Source organism: Actinomadura sediminis, assembly GCF_042675525.1.
Taxonomy (GTDB): Bacteria; Actinomycetota; Actinomycetes; order Streptosporangiales; family Streptosporangiaceae; genus Spirillospora; species Spirillospora sediminis.
Window position 1 is genome coordinate 49,492 of record NZ_JBHTJA010000015.1, and the last position, 15,560, is coordinate 65,051.

Here is a 15,560-nt window from a genome sequence, read left to right on the forward strand (position 1 = left end):
CGTTCACGCCACTTGTTGCTTCCGCGCGATGTGATCAGGGCCATAGCCGCCCCTGAAACCTCTGGGGGGCGGAGGGCGTTTGACCGGACGTGGACATCGTTCGTGCTTTCCGGCTCGTCTCCATCGCGGAGGCGGTCTCGTTCCTGGTGCTGCTGCTCGTGGCCATGCCGCTGAAGTACATGGCGGACATGCCCGCCGCGGTGTCGCTCGTGGGCCCGATCCACGGGGTCCTGTTCATCGCCTACGTCGGCGTGGCGGTGATCGTGCGCCAGCAGCTCGGCTGGAACATGACGCGGACGATCCTCGCGCTGGGCGCCGCCGTGCTGCCCGTCGCGCCGTTCTTCGTCGAACGCCACTGGACCAAGCCCGCCCCGGTCACCGAACCGGCAGGCCGGGCTTAAGGCTCCTGCGCGGTCGCGCCGGGCTGGGGGTCCCGGCGCGGCCGTGCAGGGGAACCCTGCGCGCCGTTCCCCGCCTCGTGCGGGGTGCGGTGCGTCGTCGTGCCCGGACCGTCCGCCGCGTCCCGCGGGCCGTGCGCGTCCGCTGAGCGGACGCCCGTCGCGGCGCGGAAGTCGTGGGGGCCGAGCGTGCACGTCCGGTAGTCGGCGAAGTGCGTCCGCAGCCACGCGCGGCGCCGGTCCTCGCTCCACGAGCCGAACACCCGTGCAGCCCGCTCGTCGCCGATCGCGGGCGGCGCGTCCCCGACCAGCCACGCGTCCACCAGCGCCCCGTACCCGCGCGGGGACGGGCACGCGCGGGCGTCGCGCAGGCCGTCCCGGATCCGCCGGACGGCCCGTTCCTCGAACCCCGGCGGCAGCGCGGCGTCGAGGTGGACGCCCGCGACGCCGTCCCGCACCCCGCCGGGCGCCCACGCGGGACGCTGCTCCACGCGGGTGAACGCGCCCGGCGTCCCGTCCAGCCGCGCGGCGAGCGGGATCACCGCGGACGTCAGCGCGGGCAGCGCGTCGCGCAGCGCCGGATGCACGCACACGGTCAGCGGCCACTCCCGGCACACCTGCTCGGTGGGGGCGGGCGCGACGGTCCCGCCCGCCGTGCCGTGCAGCCCGAGGGTCGCCGCCGCGGACGCCGCGAGCGCGACCGCGAGCGGGACGCCGATCAGCGCGCGGCGGGTCGCCCACAGCACGTACCCGAGGATCAGCGCGGCCGTCGCGCCGACCGCCCACACGACCTGGTCGGCGAGCACCTGCGGGCGCAGCGTGGTGAACAGCGCGACCTGGTTCAGGGCGGCCGGGGGCAGCAGGCTCCACCAGGACATCCCGGGCACGCGCAGCGCCGACCACAGCCCGGTGGCGACGAGGACGAGCGGCGCCGTCGCCCGGTGCGGCGCGACCCGTCCGGCCAGGTAGCCGGCCACGACGTGCAGGACGAGCGCGCCCGCGCCCGCCGCGAACCCGAGCGGGTGGGAGCGTCCGGTGCCGTCGTGCAGCACGGTGACGGCGACGATCACGGCCGTGACCGCCGCGTACGAGACGAGCGCGGCGGCCGACAGCAGCAGCAGGTCGAACAGCACGCCGGTGGCGGGGGAGCGGGCGGTGAGGTTGCGCAGGTAGTCCAGGGGGCGTTCGCGGACGGCCGTCCAGGCGGCGAGCGCGGCGGCGACCGGGCCGAGCAGCCGCACCGCGTTCACCAGGGCGACGACGGTGTTGTCCCAGTAGGCGTGCGGCGGGCACATCGACAGCGCCGCCGCGGCGGTGCCGACGGCGGTGAGCAGCGGCACCGCGACGAGCAGCGCCGTGCGGCGGGCGTCCAGCCGGAGCACCCGCCCGAGGTCAGACACCGGCGGCGCTCCGCACGGGCGTCCGCCGGGCCCGCGGCCGGACCGGCTGCGGCAGCGCGGGCAGCGGCGGGCGGCGGCCGATTCGCCGCGGCCGGCCCGTCCAGGGCAATGCGGACCATGGACGGGCCGGCCACAGCCACCGGCGCGGCACCGGACCTTCGCCGCGCCGGTGGTCGCCGGGCACCGCGTCCCGTCCGCCGGCCGCGTCGGGCCATCGGCGGTCGGCGGCGGAGCGGCCCCGGCGGGTCGTGGCCGAACGGGTGGGCTGTTCGGTGAGCTTGCCGCGGGAGAGCGTGAACAGGCGGTCGCACCAGCCGGTGAGCGGGTCGCAGCCGTCCGCGGTGATCACCACGGTGGGGGCGAGCGCGCGCAGCACCGGGATCAGCTCGGCGATCGCCGCGGACGCGTCGCCGCCCGGCCCGGCCGCGCCGGTCGGCCAGGGTTCGGCGGCGGCGCACAGCTCGCCGAACGGTTCGTCGAGGAGCACCAGCTCGGGTTCGTGGACGCACGCCGCGGCGAGGCCGGCGCGCAGCCGGACGTCCGGCGGCAGCAGCGCGAGCTCGGTCCCGGCGGCCTCGGTGAGGTCGAGCCGCTTGACCATGGCGCGCGCGGCGGCGGCGCTCGTCCGCTTGAAATAGGCCGCGTACTCGACGAACTCGCCCGCCGTCATGTTCCCCGCGCGGGAGAACCGGGACGGCAGGTAGCCGATCCGGGCCCGCGCGGCGCGCAGCTCCGTACCGTTCGATATGTCCCTTCCGAGAACGTGCAGCGCACCGGCGTTCGGTCGGCGCAAGGTCGCGAACGTGGCCAGCAGAGTGGATTTACCGACACCAGGTGGACCGGCAAGGCCGACCACGCCTTCGGCAAGGCCGAAGGTCACCGGGCGCAGGAGCCACCGCCCCCCGCGGCGGACACCCATTCCTCGGGCCACGATCGCGGAATACTCCGCGATCACTGTTTCCCCCCGTTGTTCGCCATGCGCTCGCTGCGGCCGTGTCTGGCGCGCCGGTGGCCTCCCCCGTCACCACGCGGCGCCCGCCCGGCTCCCGGCGCCGGCGGGGCCGGTGTCCAGGGCGTCCGGAGCTCTTTTGCCGCGGAACGATGCATCGACATCGCGACTATAACCGGGCTTGGCGATGGCTGTCAGCAATCTTTTTGCCTTTACTGCGGGACCGCTGGATTCTTTGCCTCGTAGCGTGACTGGAACGAAACAAGATATCTGGACAATCGGCATATGCCCACTAAAAGGCATTTCGTATGGCGAGGGTCGTCCGCCCCCGATCGCGCAATCGCGATCACATGCGCGCCGGCTCCGGTTCGGACGCATCGCACCCCCGGTAGGCGGACGTCGCCACGCGGCGCTCGGTCGCGTCGATGAAGTCGCTCAGAACCTGCCGGGACTGGACGACCGACTCGATGCACTCGTCGAGCTTCTTCAAGCGCGCGCGCAGAGCGTCGAGGAGTTCCGGGCAGGGTTCGAACTCGGGGCCCGAACCCGTCGCGCAGGGCAGCAGGTACTCGATCTCCTTCGTCGACAGCCCGGCTTCGAGGAGCCTGCGGATCTGGGTGACGGTCAGCACGGCGTCGTCCGCGTACTCGCGGTAGCCGTTGGCGCCCCGGCGGGCCTCGAGCAGCCCTTGCGCTTCGTAGTAGCGCAACTGGTGCGCGTTGACCCCGGTCCGCCGGCTCAGCTCTCCGATCAGCATCGCGCTCGCTCCTTGACCTTCATATCAGTGTGAAGGTTCAGGATTCTGCCATGACCACCGAATCGCCCCAAGCAACGACTTCACCCGAAACAGCGGCGTCGCCCCAAGCAACGACGTCACCCGAGACAACGACGTCACCCGAAACAGCGACCTCGCCCGAAGCGGCGGCGTCGCCGGGGATCGGCGGCACCGCCCGCACCCCGGTGGCCGTCCTCGGGCTCGGGCTGATGGGACGCGCGCTCGCCGAGGCGTTCCTGCGCGCCGGGCACCCCACGACCGTCTGGAACCGGACGGCGGCGAAGGCCGAGCCGCTCGCCGCCCGCGGCGCGACGCTCGCCGCGACGCCCGCCGAAGCCGTCGCCGCCGCCCCGCTCGTGGTCGTCTGCGTGGCCGACCACGCGTCCGTCCGCGCGATCCTCGAACCGGCCGGCGGCGTCCTCGGCGGCCGCACCGTGGCGAACCTGACCTCCGGCTCGTCCGGCGAGGCCCGGCGGACCGCCGCGGCGGTCTCCCGGCACGGCGCCGACTACCTCGGCGGCGCGATCATGGCGATCCCCGAGACGGTCGGGACCGCGGACGCCCTGCTCGTCTACAGCGGCCCCCGGGCGGCCTTCGACCGGCACGAACCGGTTTTGCGGAGTCTCGGCGCGGGAACGTCGCACCTCGGCGACGATCACGGCCTGGCGTCGCTGAACGAGATGGCCGTCCTGAGCGTGATGTGGAACGTGCTGAACGGTTTCCTGCACGGCGCCGCCCTGCTCGGCGCGGCGGGGGTGGACGCCGCCGCGTTCGCCCCGCTGGCGAAGACGGGCATCGAGACCGTCGCCGGCTGGGTCCCCGGCTACGCGCGGCAGATCGACGACGGCGCGTACCCGGTCCTGGACGCAGCCGTCGACACCCAGTTGGCGGCGATGCGGCAGGTCCTCGACGAGAGCGCGGCGCTCGGCGTCTCCACCGCACTGCCCGCGTTCGTCAAGGACCTGGCCGAGCGGGCCGTGGCCGCCGGGCACGGCGGCGACGGCTACGCCGCGCTCGTCGAGCAGTTCCGCAAGCCCTCGGAGGGACGACCATGACCACCACGCAGTTCGACCCGCGCGCCCTGCTCGCCGAGAGCCGGCTCGGGGTCCTCGCGACGATCAAGGCCGACGGGCGCCCGCAGCTCTCGCCCGTCATGCCGTACTACGACCGGGACGCCGGCGTCCTCTACGTCTCGATGACCGAGGGGCGGGCCAAGACCGCCAACCTGCGCCGCGACCCGCGGGCCGCGCTGGAGGTCACCTCTTCGGACGGCCGCGCGTGGGCCACCGCCGAGGGCCCGGTGACCCTCACCGGGCCGGGCGCCGACCCGGACGGGCCGGAGGTCGACGCCCTCGTCGACTACTACCGGCGGGCGGCCGGGGAGCACCCCGACTGGGCCGAGTACCGGTCCGTCATGGTGTCCGACCGCAGGGTGCTCATGACCATGACGGTCGACCACGTGTACGGCGAGCGGCTCGGCTGACCCGGCCGACGGTCGCCTCCGGCCCGTCCCCGCACTCCGCTGGGAGCGTACGGGCGCACAGGCGGTGCGGGGATGGGGCAGGATGGAGGCATGCCTTCTCGGGACTTTTCGTTGCACGGGGCCATCGACCTGGGCGCGCGCCAGGCGGCCGCCAGGAAGCAGCAGGAACGCCGGGCGCAGGCGCAGGCGGGCGGCGGGGCCGCGCCCGCCGGCGCGCCCGGCGGGCAGTACGTCCTCGACGTCACGGACGAGACGTTCAACACCGAGGTCGTGGAGCGCTCGCAGAGCGTGCCCGTCCTCGTCGACTTCTGGGCCGACTGGTGCGGGCCCTGCAAGCAGCTCGGGCCCATCCTGGAGAAACTCGCCGCCGAGGCGGCCGGGAAGTGGGTCCTCGCGAAGGTCGACGTCGACGCGAACCCGCAGCTCGCCGCGTACATGCAGCAGATGGGCGTCCAGGGGATCCCGTTCGTCGCCGCGGTCGTCGCCGGGCAGCTGCTGCCGTTCCTGAACGGCGCCGCGCCCGAGCCGCAGGTCAGGCAGGCCATCGACCAGCTCTTCGACGTGCTCCGCAAGGAGGGCCTCCTGCCGGACGAGCCCGCCGGCGAGCCGGGCGCGGAGCAGCCGGCCCAGCCGCAGATCGACCCCGGGCTCGCCGAGGCCGAGGACGCCCTCCAGCGCGGCGACCTCGACGCGGCCAAGGCCGCGTTCGAGCGGCTGCTCGCGCAGAACCCCCGCGACGCCCAGGCCAAGCAGGGGCTCGGGCTCGTCGAGCTCAGCCTGCGCGTGCAGGCCCTCGGAGACCCGCAGCGCGCCCTCCAGGAGGGCCTGGACAAGCCCGGCGACGTGCGCGCGCAGATCGGCGCGGCCGACGTCGAGATGATGTCGGGACGCGTCGACGAGGCGTTCGCGCGGCTGATCGGCGCGGTGCGGACCGGCGCGGGCGACGACCGCGACGCCGCGCGCAAGCACCTGCTGTCGCTGTTCGACCTGCTCCCGCCGGACGACCCCCGCGTGGGCAAGGCGCGCCGCTCGCTGCAGTCGGCCCTGTTCTAGGAACCGCCGGTCCGGCGGCCGGGCATGGTGACGGGCGCCCGAAACGGGCATGAACGGTCCGTGACCGCCCGGACCGTGACCATCTCCGCCGCGTTCGGCGCGGCCGGCGCCCTCGTCGGCCCCGCCGTGGCGGAGCGCCTCCGCCTGCCGTTCGTCGACCGCGCGATTCCCGAGGTCGTCGCGAGCGAGATCGGCTGCACGCTGGAGGAGGCCCTCGCCCACGACGGGCGCGCCGAGCGCGGCCTCGGCCGGATCCTCGCCGGGGCCGCGCGGCTGCCGAACGTGTCGCTGAGCGGCATGGAGGTCCACCTGCCGAACCGCGACGCCGTCCCGCCGGAGGAGTTCACCGCCCGCACCGAGGCCGCGATCCGCCGCGCCGCCGCGGACGGCTGCGTCGTCCTCGGCCGCGCCGCCGCGCTCGTCCTGCGCGACCGGCCCGGCACGCTGCACGTCCGGCTGGACGGGCCGCGCGAGCGCAGGCTGGTGCGCGCCGCCGCCGAGATGCCCCCGAACTGGGACGCGAGTGGGCCGAGCGGGACGCCGTACCGCGAAGCGGAGCGTATGCTCGTGGACAACGACCGCGCCCGAACGGCCTACGTGAAGCACTTCTACGGGGCCGACCCCGCCGATCCGCGGCTCTACCACCTCGTGATCGACACCACGAGGCTGCCCGTGCCCGCCGCCGTCGACCTCGTCGTCGCCGCGGCGGGCGCGATCTGAGCCAGCGGGGCCGTCCGGGCACGGCCCCCGGCGTGCCGCGCCGAGCGCCGCACGTCCGGGACACGGACATACCCGGTTACAGAGGGAGCATCTGTCGTGGCGAGCGTCCCGAGCGTTTCGTACTCCATCACCGTCCGGCTGGAGGTCCCGGCCGGGGGCAAGGCCGTCAGCCAGATCACCCACGTGGTGGAGAACGCGGGCGGCATCGTCACGGCCCTCGACGTGAACACCGCCGGGCACGAGACGCTCCGCATCGACGTCACGATCGCGACCCGCGACACCCAGCACGCCGAGGCGATCGCCGCGGCGCTGGAGCAGCTCGACGCCATCAAGATCCACAAGGTCAGCGACCGCACGTTCCTGATGCACCTCGGCGGCAAGATCGAGATGTCGTCCAAGGTCCCGCTGCGCAACCGCGACGAACTGTCCATGGCCTACACGCCCGGCGTCGCGCGCGTCTCCCTCGCGATCGCCCGCAACCCCGAGGACGTCCGGCGGCTGACGATCAAACGCAACAGCGTCGCCGTCGTCACCGACGGCTCCGCCGTCCTCGGCCTCGGCAACATCGGCCCGGAGGCCGCGCTGCCCGTCATGGAGGGCAAGGCCGCCCTGTTCAAGCGGTTCGCCGGGATCGACGCGTGGCCGATCTGCCTCGACACGCAGGACACCGACGAGATCGTCCGGACCGTCCAGATCCTCGCGCCCGCGTTCGGCGGCATCAACCTCGAGGACATCTCCGCGCCCCGCTGCTTCGAGGTCGAGGCCCGCCTCCGCGAGCTCCTCGACATCCCCGTCTTCCACGACGACCAGCACGGCACCGCGATCTGCGTCCTCGCCGCCCTCACCAACGCGCTCCGCGTCGTCGGCAAGGACCTGTCGTCCGTCCGCATCACGATGGCGGGCGCGGGCGCCGCGGGCAGCGCGATCCTCAAGCTGCTGATGCACGCGGGCGCCCGCGACCTGATCGTCTGCGACTACCGCGGCGCCGTCCACACCGGCCGCGACGACCTCGACGACTCGCTCCGCTGGATCGCCGAGCACACCAACGCCGCCGGCTACGCGGGCGACCTGCGCGGCGCCGTCAAGGACGCCGACGTGTTCATCGGCGTCTCCGCCCCCGGCATCCTCACCGGCGACGACGTCGCCACGATGACCGACGACGCGATCGTCTTCGCGCTCGCCAACCCCGAGCCCGAGGTCTCCCCGGACGAGGCCCGCGAGCACGCCGCCGTCGTCGCCACCGGCCGCAGCGACTACCCGAACCAGATCAACAACGTCCTCGCGTTCCCCGGAGTGTTCCGCGGCCTCCTCGACGCGCAGGCGGACGGCGTCACCCTCGACATGCTCGCCGCCGCCGCGGCGGCCCTCGCCGAAGTCGTCACCCCGGAAGAGATCGGCCCGAACTACATCGTCCCGAGCGTGTTCCACCCGGACGTGAGCTCCCGCGTCGCCGGCGCGGTCCGCGAGGCCGCGGGCGGCCGCCCCCGCACGGAGGCGTGACGGGTCACTTCCGCGGCATCTTCTCGCGGCGGCGGGGCCACACGCCCCCGTACCAGAAGATGATCACACCGGTGACCAGGGCGGCGAGGGCGGTGGCGCCGCGCGCCCACAGCACCCCGTCGTCCTGGCCGGTGTAGGGGAGTTCGGACGGGTCGTCGCCCGGCGATCCCGCGCCGGCGCAGTTGGCCTCGACGGATTCGGACGCGATCCGCTCGTTCGCCCACGCGACCTGCACCCGCGTCCGCCGGTCCTCCCGCACCTCGACGTCCACCGTGCGCGACTCGCCGGCCCCCAGCCGTCCCGGGATCGCGGCCGTGTCGTCGTTCTTCTCGATGCTGAAGTCGGCGGGCCGCGACCCGGCGTTGCGGACGCGCACCGGCACCGTGCGCTCCGGGCACGACACCGAGCCGATCTCCGCCGTCAGCGCCGCGTCCCCCCGCCCCGTCGCCGTCGGCTTCGGCGACCCGGACGGCGAGGGGGTGGCGGACCCGGACGGCGGCGGCGAGCCGGACCCGGACGGCGACGGCGAACCGGACCCGGACGGCGACGGCTCGGTCGTCCGGTTCGACGCGGGCGCCGCGGTCTCCGAGTCGTCCCCTCCCACCAGCGGAGGGATCGCGATGAACGCCGCGAGGGCGAAGAACACGGCGGCGATGACGACCCTGGGCAACTGCATCGCTGTCCTCCCCGGGCCCGCGGGTGCGGGCGGCCGATGTCGCTTACCCATTCTTAACGCGTGCTCTCGCCCCCCGTCGACAGGAATGCTTGACTTACCGGCCGCCCGAGGGTGAGAGAGTGCCGGACGAACACCGCGTCCGCCGGGATCGGCGACGCCGACGGGAGAGGGGACGTGCCGCCGACGGCCGGCGCAACGCATGATGGAACCCATGGAAGACGGCATCAGGGTGGGGCTACTGCTCGTCGCGACCCCGCAGCTGGAGGATCCCAACTTCAAGCGCAGCGTGGTCCTGCTGGTCGAGCACGACATGGACGGCGGCACGCTCGGCGTCGTCCTCAACCGGCCGACAGAGGTACCGGTCGACCGCGTGCTCCCGCCGTGGGCCGAACTCGTCACCGGACCGTCCGTCGTGTTCCAGGGCGGACCGGTCGCGCTCGACAACGCGCTCGCCCTGGCCCGCCTCCCCGGCGAGGACGAGCCCCTCGGCTGGCGCGCCCTCGAGGGCGGCGCCGAGGTGTCCCGGGTCGGCCTGGTCGACCTGGAGGCCCCGCCCGGCCTGCTCGCGGCCGAACTCCTCCAGCTCCGCGTCTTCGCCGGCTACGCCGGCTGGTCCGCCGGGCAGCTGCGCACGGAGATCGAGGAGGGCGCGTGGTACCTCGTGCCCGCCGAGGCCGGCGACGTCTTCGCCCCCGACCCCGGCCGCCTCTGGTCCGACGTCCTCCGCCGCCAAGGCGGCGACCTGGCGTTCGTCGCCACGTACCCTGAGGACCCGACGCTGAATTAAGGTGATGACGTGAGCACGAAGATCCTTCCCGATGGCGACACCCAGACCGACGTACGGCCGGATCTGTCGCACGGTGACGGCGACCACGAGCGGTTCGCCCACTACGTGAAGAAGGCGAAGATCACCGAGAGCGCGGTGAGCGGCACGCCGGTGATCGCCCTCTGCGGCAAGGTGTGGGTGCCGAACCGCGACCCGAAGAAGTACCCCGTCTGCCCCGAGTGCAAGGAGATCTACGAATCCATGCAGTCGGGCGGCGACAAGAACGAGGACTGACCCGCCGCCTCGAACGGCCCTCCGCCGCCGGGCGGAGGGTGCGACGTGCGCGGAATTTCGTCGTGCGCGCGGTTCGGCTGTGCGGGGGGTGTCGGGCTCGCCCTGTGACGCCGGTGCGGCTTAGGGCGAGCCGGCTAGGGCGGTGCGGTGCGGTTTCGGGTGGGGACACGCCCGGGAGGGCCGCCGGGCGTGTCGGCCGGTCGCGGTGTGGATCGCGGCACAGGTTCGGCTCGGGGGCACGATCTGTCGGTCCCGGTATGTAGCCTGCTATGACCGTGAGCACCTTCGCCGCACCGAGCATGCCCCCCGCGTTCCCCGAACGGGCCGCCTGGGGGACGGCGTCGTCCCTGCGCGCCTGGCAGCAGCAGGCGCTCGAGGCGTACTTCGGGACGGACGGCCGGCAGCCGGGCCCGCGCGACTTCCTCGCCGTCGCGACGCCCGGCGCGGGTAAGACGACGTTCGCGCTGCGGCTCGCGCGGGAGCTGATGGAGCGCCGGGCCGTCGTCGCGGTGACGGTCGTGTGCCCGACCGAGCACCTGAAGCGGCAGTGGGCCGAGTCGGCCGCCAGGGTGGGGATCAAGCTCGATCCCGAGTGGCAGAACAGCAGCGGGCCCGTCGGCAAGGACTTCCACGGTGTCGCGGTGACGTACGCGACGGTCGCGGCGCGGCCGGCGCTGCACCGGAACCGGACGGAGTCCCGCAAGACGCTCGTGATCTTCGACGAGGTGCACCACGCGGGGGACGGCCTGTCGTGGGGCGACGCGGTGCGGGAGGCGTTCGAACCGGCGGCGCGGCGGCTGTCGCTGTCGGGCACCCCGTTCCGGACGGACATCAACCCGATCCCGTTCGTCGAGTACGAGGAGGGGCCGGACGGCGTCCGGCGGAGCCGCGCGGACTACACGTACGGGTACGGGCCCGCGCTCGCCGACGGCGTCGTGCGTCCGGTGATCTTCCTGGCGTACGCGGGGGAGATGCGGTGGCGGACGCGGGCGGGCGACGAGATCACCGCGACGCTCGGGGAGCCGCTGACGCAGGACCAGACGGCGCAGGCGTGGCGGGCGGCGCTCGACCCGAAGGGCGACTGGATCAAGCAGGTCCTCGCGGCGGCGGACCGGCGGCTGACCGAGCTGCGGCGGGTGATCCCGGACGCGGGCGGGCTGGTGATCGCGACCGACCACGAGACGGCGCGGGCGTACGCGAAGATGCTGCGGGCGGTGACCGGCGAGGGCGCGACGATCGTGCTGTCGGACGACCCGTCGGCGTCGAAGAAGATCAAGCAGTTCAGCGAGACCGAGGACCGGTGGATGGTCGCGGTCCGGATGGTCTCGGAGGGCGTCGACATCCCGCGCCTGTGCGTGGGCGTGTACGCGACGTCGACCAGCACGCCGCTGTTCTTCGCGCAGGCGATCGGCCGTTTCGTCCGGGCGCGCAAGCGGGGCGAGACGGCGTCGGTGTTCCTGCCGTCGGTGCCGACGCTGATGGGGCACGCGGCGGAGCTGGAGGAGGAGCGCGACCACGTGCTCGACCGTCCGGTCCGCGAGGACGGCCTGGACGACGATCTGATCGCCGAGGCGAACAAGAAGCAGGACACGCCGGACGTCGGCGAGGAGCTGCCGTTCGAGACGGTCGAGGCGTCCGCGACGTTCGACCGGGTGCTGTACGACGGCGGCGAGTTCGGCATGCACGCGACGCCGGGGTCGGCCGAGGAGGAGGAGTACCTCGGCATTCCGGGGCTGCTGGAGCCCGAGCAGGTGTCGGCGCTGCTGCGCAAGCGGCAGGCGGAGCAACTGGCGGGGTCCCGGAAGAAGACGGGTGATCCACGCGCCGACCGGACCGCCGCCGAAGACATCGCGGCGCTGCGGCGGGAACTGAACGGCCTGGTCAACGCGTGGAATCACCGGACGGGGCAGCCGCAGGGCGTGATCCACAACGAGCTGCGCCGGCAGTGCGGCGGCCCGGCGGTGCCGCAGGCGAGCGCGGAGGAGATCAAGGCGCGGATCACGAAGATCCGCGAGTGGGCGGCCCGTCGCCGGCACTGAGGTGCAGGGCCGTGCGGATGCGGTCGACGATCTCGTCGGGCGTCTCCTCGACGGGGACGGTGAGGACGTCCTCGTCGGGTCCGGGGCGTTCGTAGTCGGCGAACTGGCTGTCGAGCAGCTCGGGCTTGAAGAAGTGCCCCTTGCGCTGCCGCATCCGGGCGGCGATCGTGTCGCGGTCGCCGTCCAGGAGGACGAGCCCGACCCGGTCGGTGCGGCCGTCGAGCAGGACGTCGCGGTACGTGCGCTTGAGGGCCGAGCAGGTGACGACGCCCGGCTCGCCCGCGCGGATGCGTTCGTCCATCCAGACGCCGATGGCGCGCAGCCAGGGCATGCGGTCGGCGTCGGTGAGGGGGACGCCGGAGCGCATCTTGGCGATGTTCTCGGGGGAGTGGAAGTCGTCGGCTTCGGCGTAGTCCCAGCCGAGGCGTTCGGCGAGCAGCGTGCCGACGGTGGTCTTGCCGCTGCCGGACACGCCGCCGATCAGGATGATCTCGGGGGGCTTCACGTCGTTCGTCACGAGTTCAGGATTTCACCACCGGGGCACCGGTGAGCACGACGCCCTCCCGGGCGAGTTCGTCGAGGGCGCGGTCGGTGGTCTGCGCGGCGACCCCGGCCGTCAGGTCGAGCAGGACGGTCGTGCGCAGGCCGCCGCGGGCGGCGTCGACGGCGGTGGCGCGGACGCAGTGGTCGGTGGCGATGCCGACGATGTCGACGGCGTCGACGCCGTGCGCGGCGAGCCAGTCGGCGAGCGGGACGTCGTCGTCGGTGGCGCCCTCGAAGCCGCTGTAGGCGGCGGTTTCGCGGCCCTTGCTGAACACGGCCTCGATGTCGGCGAGCGCGAGGTTCTCGTGGAAGTCGGCGCCGGGGGTGCCGATCACGCAGTGCGGCGGCCAGCTCTCGACGAAGTCGGGCTCGGCGGAGAAGTGCGCGCCCGGGTCGAGGTGGAAGTCGCGGGTGGCGACGATGTGGGCGTATTCGGGCCGGTGGGCCGACAGATGCCCCGAGATGGCCGTGGCGACGTCCGCGCCGCCCGCAACGGCCATCGAGCCGCCCTCGCAGAAGTCGTTCTGGACGTCCACGATGATCAGAGCCTTCTTGCCCATGACCGCTCCCGTTCCGCTTTCACCCCGGTATTTCCCCGTCACTTGGACGCTATCCCAGTCCAGGGTGCGGAGGAACCGCCGGTCAGGGGCGCGGGCCGCCGTCGACGAACTCGGTGGGCAGCGCGGGCTCGCCGCGGGACAGCTGGACGGCCGTCGGGGGCAGTTCCGCGATCGCGCGGGCGTGCCGGTCGCGCGCGTCCCGCAGCGGCTCGCGGCCGACGACCTCGCCGTCCCGGACGAGCGGGACCTGCAGGACGCGGTCGCGGGGGCCGGGCGCGGGCTCCCCGGACGTGATCGTCTCGGCGTAGGCGAAGCCGTGCGGGTCGACGCGGCGGACGGGGGCCTTGCGCCCGCCCCGGCTCGGCTTGCCGGTCGACCGCTTGGCGACGGGACGCATCGGCGCGTCGGGGCCGGGCGCGTCGGCGCGGGCGACGAGCTTGTAGACGAGCGAGGCGGTGGGCGCGCCGGACCCGGTGACGAGGGACGTGCCGACGCCGTAGCCGTCGACGGGCGCGGCGGCGAGCGCGGCGATGCCGTACTCGTCCAGGTCGCCGGTGACGACGATGCGGGTGTCGCGGGCGCCGAGGGAGTCGAGCTGGTCGCGGACGCGGCGGGCCATGACGCCGAGGTCGCCGGAGTCGATGCGGACGGCGCCGAGCGCGGGACCGGCGAGTTCGACGGCGGTGCGGACGGCCCGTTCGACGTCGTACGTGTCGACGAGGAGGGTCGTGGACTCGCCCAGGGACGCGAGCTGGGCTTCGAACGCGTGACGTTCGCTGTCGTGCAGGAGCGTGAACGAGTGCGCGCTCGTCCCCGCCGTGGGCACGCCGTAGAGCCGTCCGGCTTCGAGGTTCGAGGTGGTGGCGAACCCCGCGACGTAGGCTGCGCGCGCCGACGCGACGGCCGCGCGTTCGTGCGTGCGCCGCGAGCCCATCTCGATGAGGGGGCGGCCCTGGGCGGCCTGCACCATGCGGGACGCGGCGGACGCGATGGCGCAGTCGTGGTTGAGGATCGACAGCACGACCGTCTCGAGGAGGACGGCCTCGGCGAACGTCCCCTCCACCCGCAGGATGGGCGAGTCCGGGAAGTAGCAGTCGCCTTCGGGATAGCCCCAGACGTTCCCGGTGAAGCGGTACTTCTCCAGCCATTGCGCCGTGGGGTCGTCGACGACGCCGTTCGACGTGAGCCAGTCCAGTTCGTCCGTCCCGAAGCGGAACGCCTCGATCGCGTCGAGGAGCCGCCCGGTCCCGGCGACGACGCCGTACCGGCGGCCGGCCGGGAGGCTGCGCGCGAACACCTCGAACACGGCGGGCCGGTCGGCCGTCCCGCTGCGCAGCGCGGCCTGCAGCATGGTCAGCTCGTACCGGTCGGTCAGCAGCGCGGTGCCGCCCGTTCCTTCACCAACGTCCACAAGTGGCAGCCTAAGCCCCGGTGCGGGCACCATGGACGTGAAGGCCGGTGCGCCTAGCATCGGAGACGTTGGGCGGACCGAGAGCGGGCGAGAGGGGGAGACGCAGGCCATGAGCGCCATGAGCACGGCGCCCGCACCGGTCGAGCTGGAGCGGCCGGACGTCGAGGAGGACGCGCGCGCCGACCGGCCCTGGCTGGCGATCGTCTGGAACGACCCGATCAACCTCATGTCGTACGTCACGTACGTGTTCCAGACCGTGTTCGGTTACCCGAAGCCGAAGGCGGAGAAGCTGATGCTGGACGTCCATCACAAGGGGCGGGCCGTCGTGGCCAAGGGCACCCGCGAGGAGATGGAACGGGACGTCGAGATCCTGCACTCCTACGGGCTGTGGGCGACCGTGAAGCGGGACGACTGATGCCGGCGGTCCGCAGGACGGGCGACGGGGTGCGGGTGCGGCTGGCGGCCGAGGAGTCGGGGCTGCTGAACTCGCTGATGGAGCAGATGCTCGCGCTCATCGGCGAGGGCTCGCCCGGGGCCGGGGAGCGGGGCGATCCCGACGACCCGCTGGCGTCCATCGGCATCGCCGAGAAGGCCGTGAAGCCCGACGACCCGGTGCTCGCCCGGCTGTTCCCGGACGGGTACGGCGACCCGGGCGGCGAGGCGGGCCGCGAGGAGGCCGAGGCGGCCGGGGACTTCCGCCGCTACACCGAGATGGGGCTGCGGGACGGCAAGCGCGAGGCGGCCGCGACGGTGCTGAAGACCCTGCCCGACGGGGGCGGGACCGTCCTGCTGGACGACGAGCAGGCGCAGGTGTGGCTGCGCGCGCTGAACGACGTCCGGCTGGCGCTGGGCACCCGGCTGGACATCGGCGAGGAGTGGTACGACGAGGCCGTGCGCCTCCCCCGGGACGACCCGCGTACGCCGATGTTCGCGGCGTACGACTGGCTCACGATGCTGCAGGAGAGCCTCGTGCAGGAGCTGTGGTGACGGGCG

At 73.7% G+C, this 15,560-nt stretch carries 18 protein-coding genes; 11 read left to right on the plus strand and 7 right to left on the minus strand.

Annotated elements, in window-relative coordinates; all coding sequences use genetic code 11:
- Positions 1 to 89 precede the first annotated feature (89 nt).
- On the plus strand, positions 90 to 401 hold the full coding sequence (locus ACFQ11_RS11050; RefSeq protein WP_378297936.1) for a DUF3817 domain-containing protein: 312 nt from the start codon (positions 90 to 92) through the stop codon (positions 399 to 401).
- Here ACFQ11_RS11050 and ACFQ11_RS11055 read toward each other — a convergent pair.
- The 3 genes from ACFQ11_RS11055 to ACFQ11_RS11065 all read right to left on the minus strand — a co-directional run bounded on the left by ACFQ11_RS11055 (position 398) and on the right by ACFQ11_RS11065 (position 3,504).
- On the minus strand, positions 398 to 1,798 hold the full coding sequence (locus ACFQ11_RS11055; protein WP_378297938.1) for a hypothetical protein: 1,401 nt from the start codon (positions 1,796 to 1,798) through the stop codon (positions 398 to 400). The two genes, ACFQ11_RS11050 and ACFQ11_RS11055, sit on opposite strands and share 4 nt — an antisense overlap.
- Positions 1,791 to 2,717, minus strand: a complete 927-nt coding sequence (locus ACFQ11_RS11060) for an ATP-binding cassette domain-containing protein (protein WP_378298042.1) — start codon at positions 2,715 to 2,717, stop codon at positions 1,791 to 1,793. Before ACFQ11_RS11060 ends, ACFQ11_RS11055 begins: the two co-directional genes overlap by 8 nt.
- Positions 2,718 to 3,093: 376 nt before the next feature.
- Positions 3,094 to 3,504, minus strand: a complete 411-nt coding sequence (locus tag ACFQ11_RS11065) for a MerR family transcriptional regulator (protein ID WP_378297940.1) — start codon at positions 3,502 to 3,504, stop codon at positions 3,094 to 3,096.
- A gap of 203 nt (positions 3,505 to 3,707) precedes the next feature.
- On the opposite strand from ACFQ11_RS11065, the gene ACFQ11_RS11070 reads away from it, so the two are divergent.
- The 5 genes from ACFQ11_RS11070 (at position 3,708) to ACFQ11_RS11090 (ending at position 8,278) form a co-directional block, all read left to right on the plus strand.
- Positions 3,708 to 4,577 carry an NAD(P)-dependent oxidoreductase gene (locus ACFQ11_RS11070; RefSeq protein ID WP_378297942.1) on the plus strand — a complete coding sequence of 290 codons (870 nt, stop codon included), beginning with the start codon at positions 3,708 to 3,710 and terminating at the stop codon, positions 4,575 to 4,577.
- Entirely contained in the window at positions 4,574 to 5,005 is a 432-nt protein-coding gene (locus ACFQ11_RS11075; protein WP_378297944.1) for a PPOX class F420-dependent oxidoreductase, read from the plus strand. Before ACFQ11_RS11070 ends, ACFQ11_RS11075 begins: the two co-directional genes overlap by 4 nt.
- Positions 5,006 to 5,116: 111 nt before the next feature.
- Complete coding sequence (locus ACFQ11_RS11080; protein ID WP_378297945.1) at positions 5,117 to 6,058, plus strand: tetratricopeptide repeat protein; 942 nt, start codon at positions 5,117 to 5,119, stop codon at positions 6,056 to 6,058.
- A gap of 24 nt (positions 6,059 to 6,082) precedes the next feature.
- A complete protein-coding gene (locus ACFQ11_RS11085; RefSeq protein ID WP_378297946.1) occupies positions 6,083 to 6,778 on the plus strand; it encodes a cytidylate kinase-like family protein in 696 nt (231 codons plus the stop codon).
- A 96-nt stretch (positions 6,779 to 6,874) separates the two neighbouring features.
- Positions 6,875 to 8,278 carry an NAD-dependent malic enzyme gene (locus tag ACFQ11_RS11090; protein ID WP_378297947.1) on the plus strand — a complete coding sequence of 468 codons (1,404 nt, stop codon included), beginning with the start codon at positions 6,875 to 6,877 and terminating at the stop codon, positions 8,276 to 8,278.
- A gap of 4 nt (positions 8,279 to 8,282) precedes the next feature.
- On the opposite strand, the gene ACFQ11_RS11095 is transcribed toward ACFQ11_RS11090, so the two are convergent.
- Positions 8,283 to 8,954 carry a hypothetical protein gene (locus ACFQ11_RS11095; RefSeq protein WP_378297948.1) on the minus strand — a complete coding sequence of 224 codons (672 nt, stop codon included), beginning with the start codon at positions 8,952 to 8,954 and terminating at the stop codon, positions 8,283 to 8,285.
- 211 nt (positions 8,955 to 9,165) lie between these two features.
- Between ACFQ11_RS11095 and ACFQ11_RS11100 the strand changes: the two genes are divergently transcribed.
- The 3 genes from ACFQ11_RS11100 to ACFQ11_RS11110 all read left to right on the plus strand — a co-directional run bounded on the left by ACFQ11_RS11100 (position 9,166) and on the right by ACFQ11_RS11110 (position 12,053).
- Entirely contained in the window at positions 9,166 to 9,741 is a 576-nt protein-coding gene (locus ACFQ11_RS11100; RefSeq protein WP_378297950.1) for a YqgE/AlgH family protein, read from the plus strand.
- Positions 9,742 to 9,750: 9 nt separating this feature from the next.
- The gene (locus tag ACFQ11_RS11105) at positions 9,751 to 10,014 is read left to right on the plus strand and encodes a DUF3039 domain-containing protein (protein WP_378297951.1); all 264 of its coding nucleotides are present in this window, start codon (positions 9,751 to 9,753) and stop codon (positions 10,012 to 10,014) included.
- Positions 10,015 to 10,313: 299 nt separating this feature from the next.
- Positions 10,314 to 12,053: a DEAD/DEAH box helicase gene (locus ACFQ11_RS11110; protein WP_378298044.1), complete on the plus strand. Its 1,740-nt coding sequence runs from the start codon at positions 10,314 to 10,316 to the stop codon at positions 12,051 to 12,053.
- Here ACFQ11_RS11110 and ACFQ11_RS11115 read toward each other — a convergent pair.
- From ACFQ11_RS11115 to ACFQ11_RS11125, 3 genes are all read right to left on the minus strand, one after another.
- On the minus strand, positions 12,013 to 12,570 hold the full coding sequence (locus ACFQ11_RS11115) for a gluconokinase (protein WP_378297953.1): 558 nt from the start codon (positions 12,568 to 12,570) through the stop codon (positions 12,013 to 12,015). The genes ACFQ11_RS11110 and ACFQ11_RS11115 overlap by 41 nt on opposite strands.
- 4 nt (positions 12,571 to 12,574) lie before the next feature.
- On the minus strand, positions 12,575 to 13,156 hold the full coding sequence (locus ACFQ11_RS11120) for an isochorismatase family protein (RefSeq protein WP_378297955.1): 582 nt from the start codon (positions 13,154 to 13,156) through the stop codon (positions 12,575 to 12,577).
- 82 nt (positions 13,157 to 13,238) lie between these two features.
- A complete protein-coding gene (locus ACFQ11_RS11125; protein ID WP_378298046.1) occupies positions 13,239 to 14,600 on the minus strand; it encodes a nicotinate phosphoribosyltransferase in 1,362 nt (453 codons plus the stop codon).
- A gap of 85 nt (positions 14,601 to 14,685) precedes the next feature.
- Between ACFQ11_RS11125 and clpS the strand changes: the two genes are divergently transcribed.
- Positions 14,686 to 14,982 carry an ATP-dependent Clp protease adapter ClpS gene (gene clpS, locus ACFQ11_RS11130; protein ID WP_378298048.1) on the plus strand — a complete coding sequence of 99 codons (297 nt, stop codon included), beginning with the start codon at positions 14,686 to 14,688 and terminating at the stop codon, positions 14,980 to 14,982.
- Positions 14,982 to 15,554 (plus strand): DUF2017 domain-containing protein, encoded by a 573-nt coding sequence (locus ACFQ11_RS11135; protein WP_378297957.1) that lies wholly within the window; start codon positions 14,982 to 14,984, stop codon positions 15,552 to 15,554. The genes clpS and ACFQ11_RS11135 overlap by 1 nt, the downstream gene beginning before the upstream one ends.
- Positions 15,555 to 15,560 lie beyond the last annotated feature (6 nt).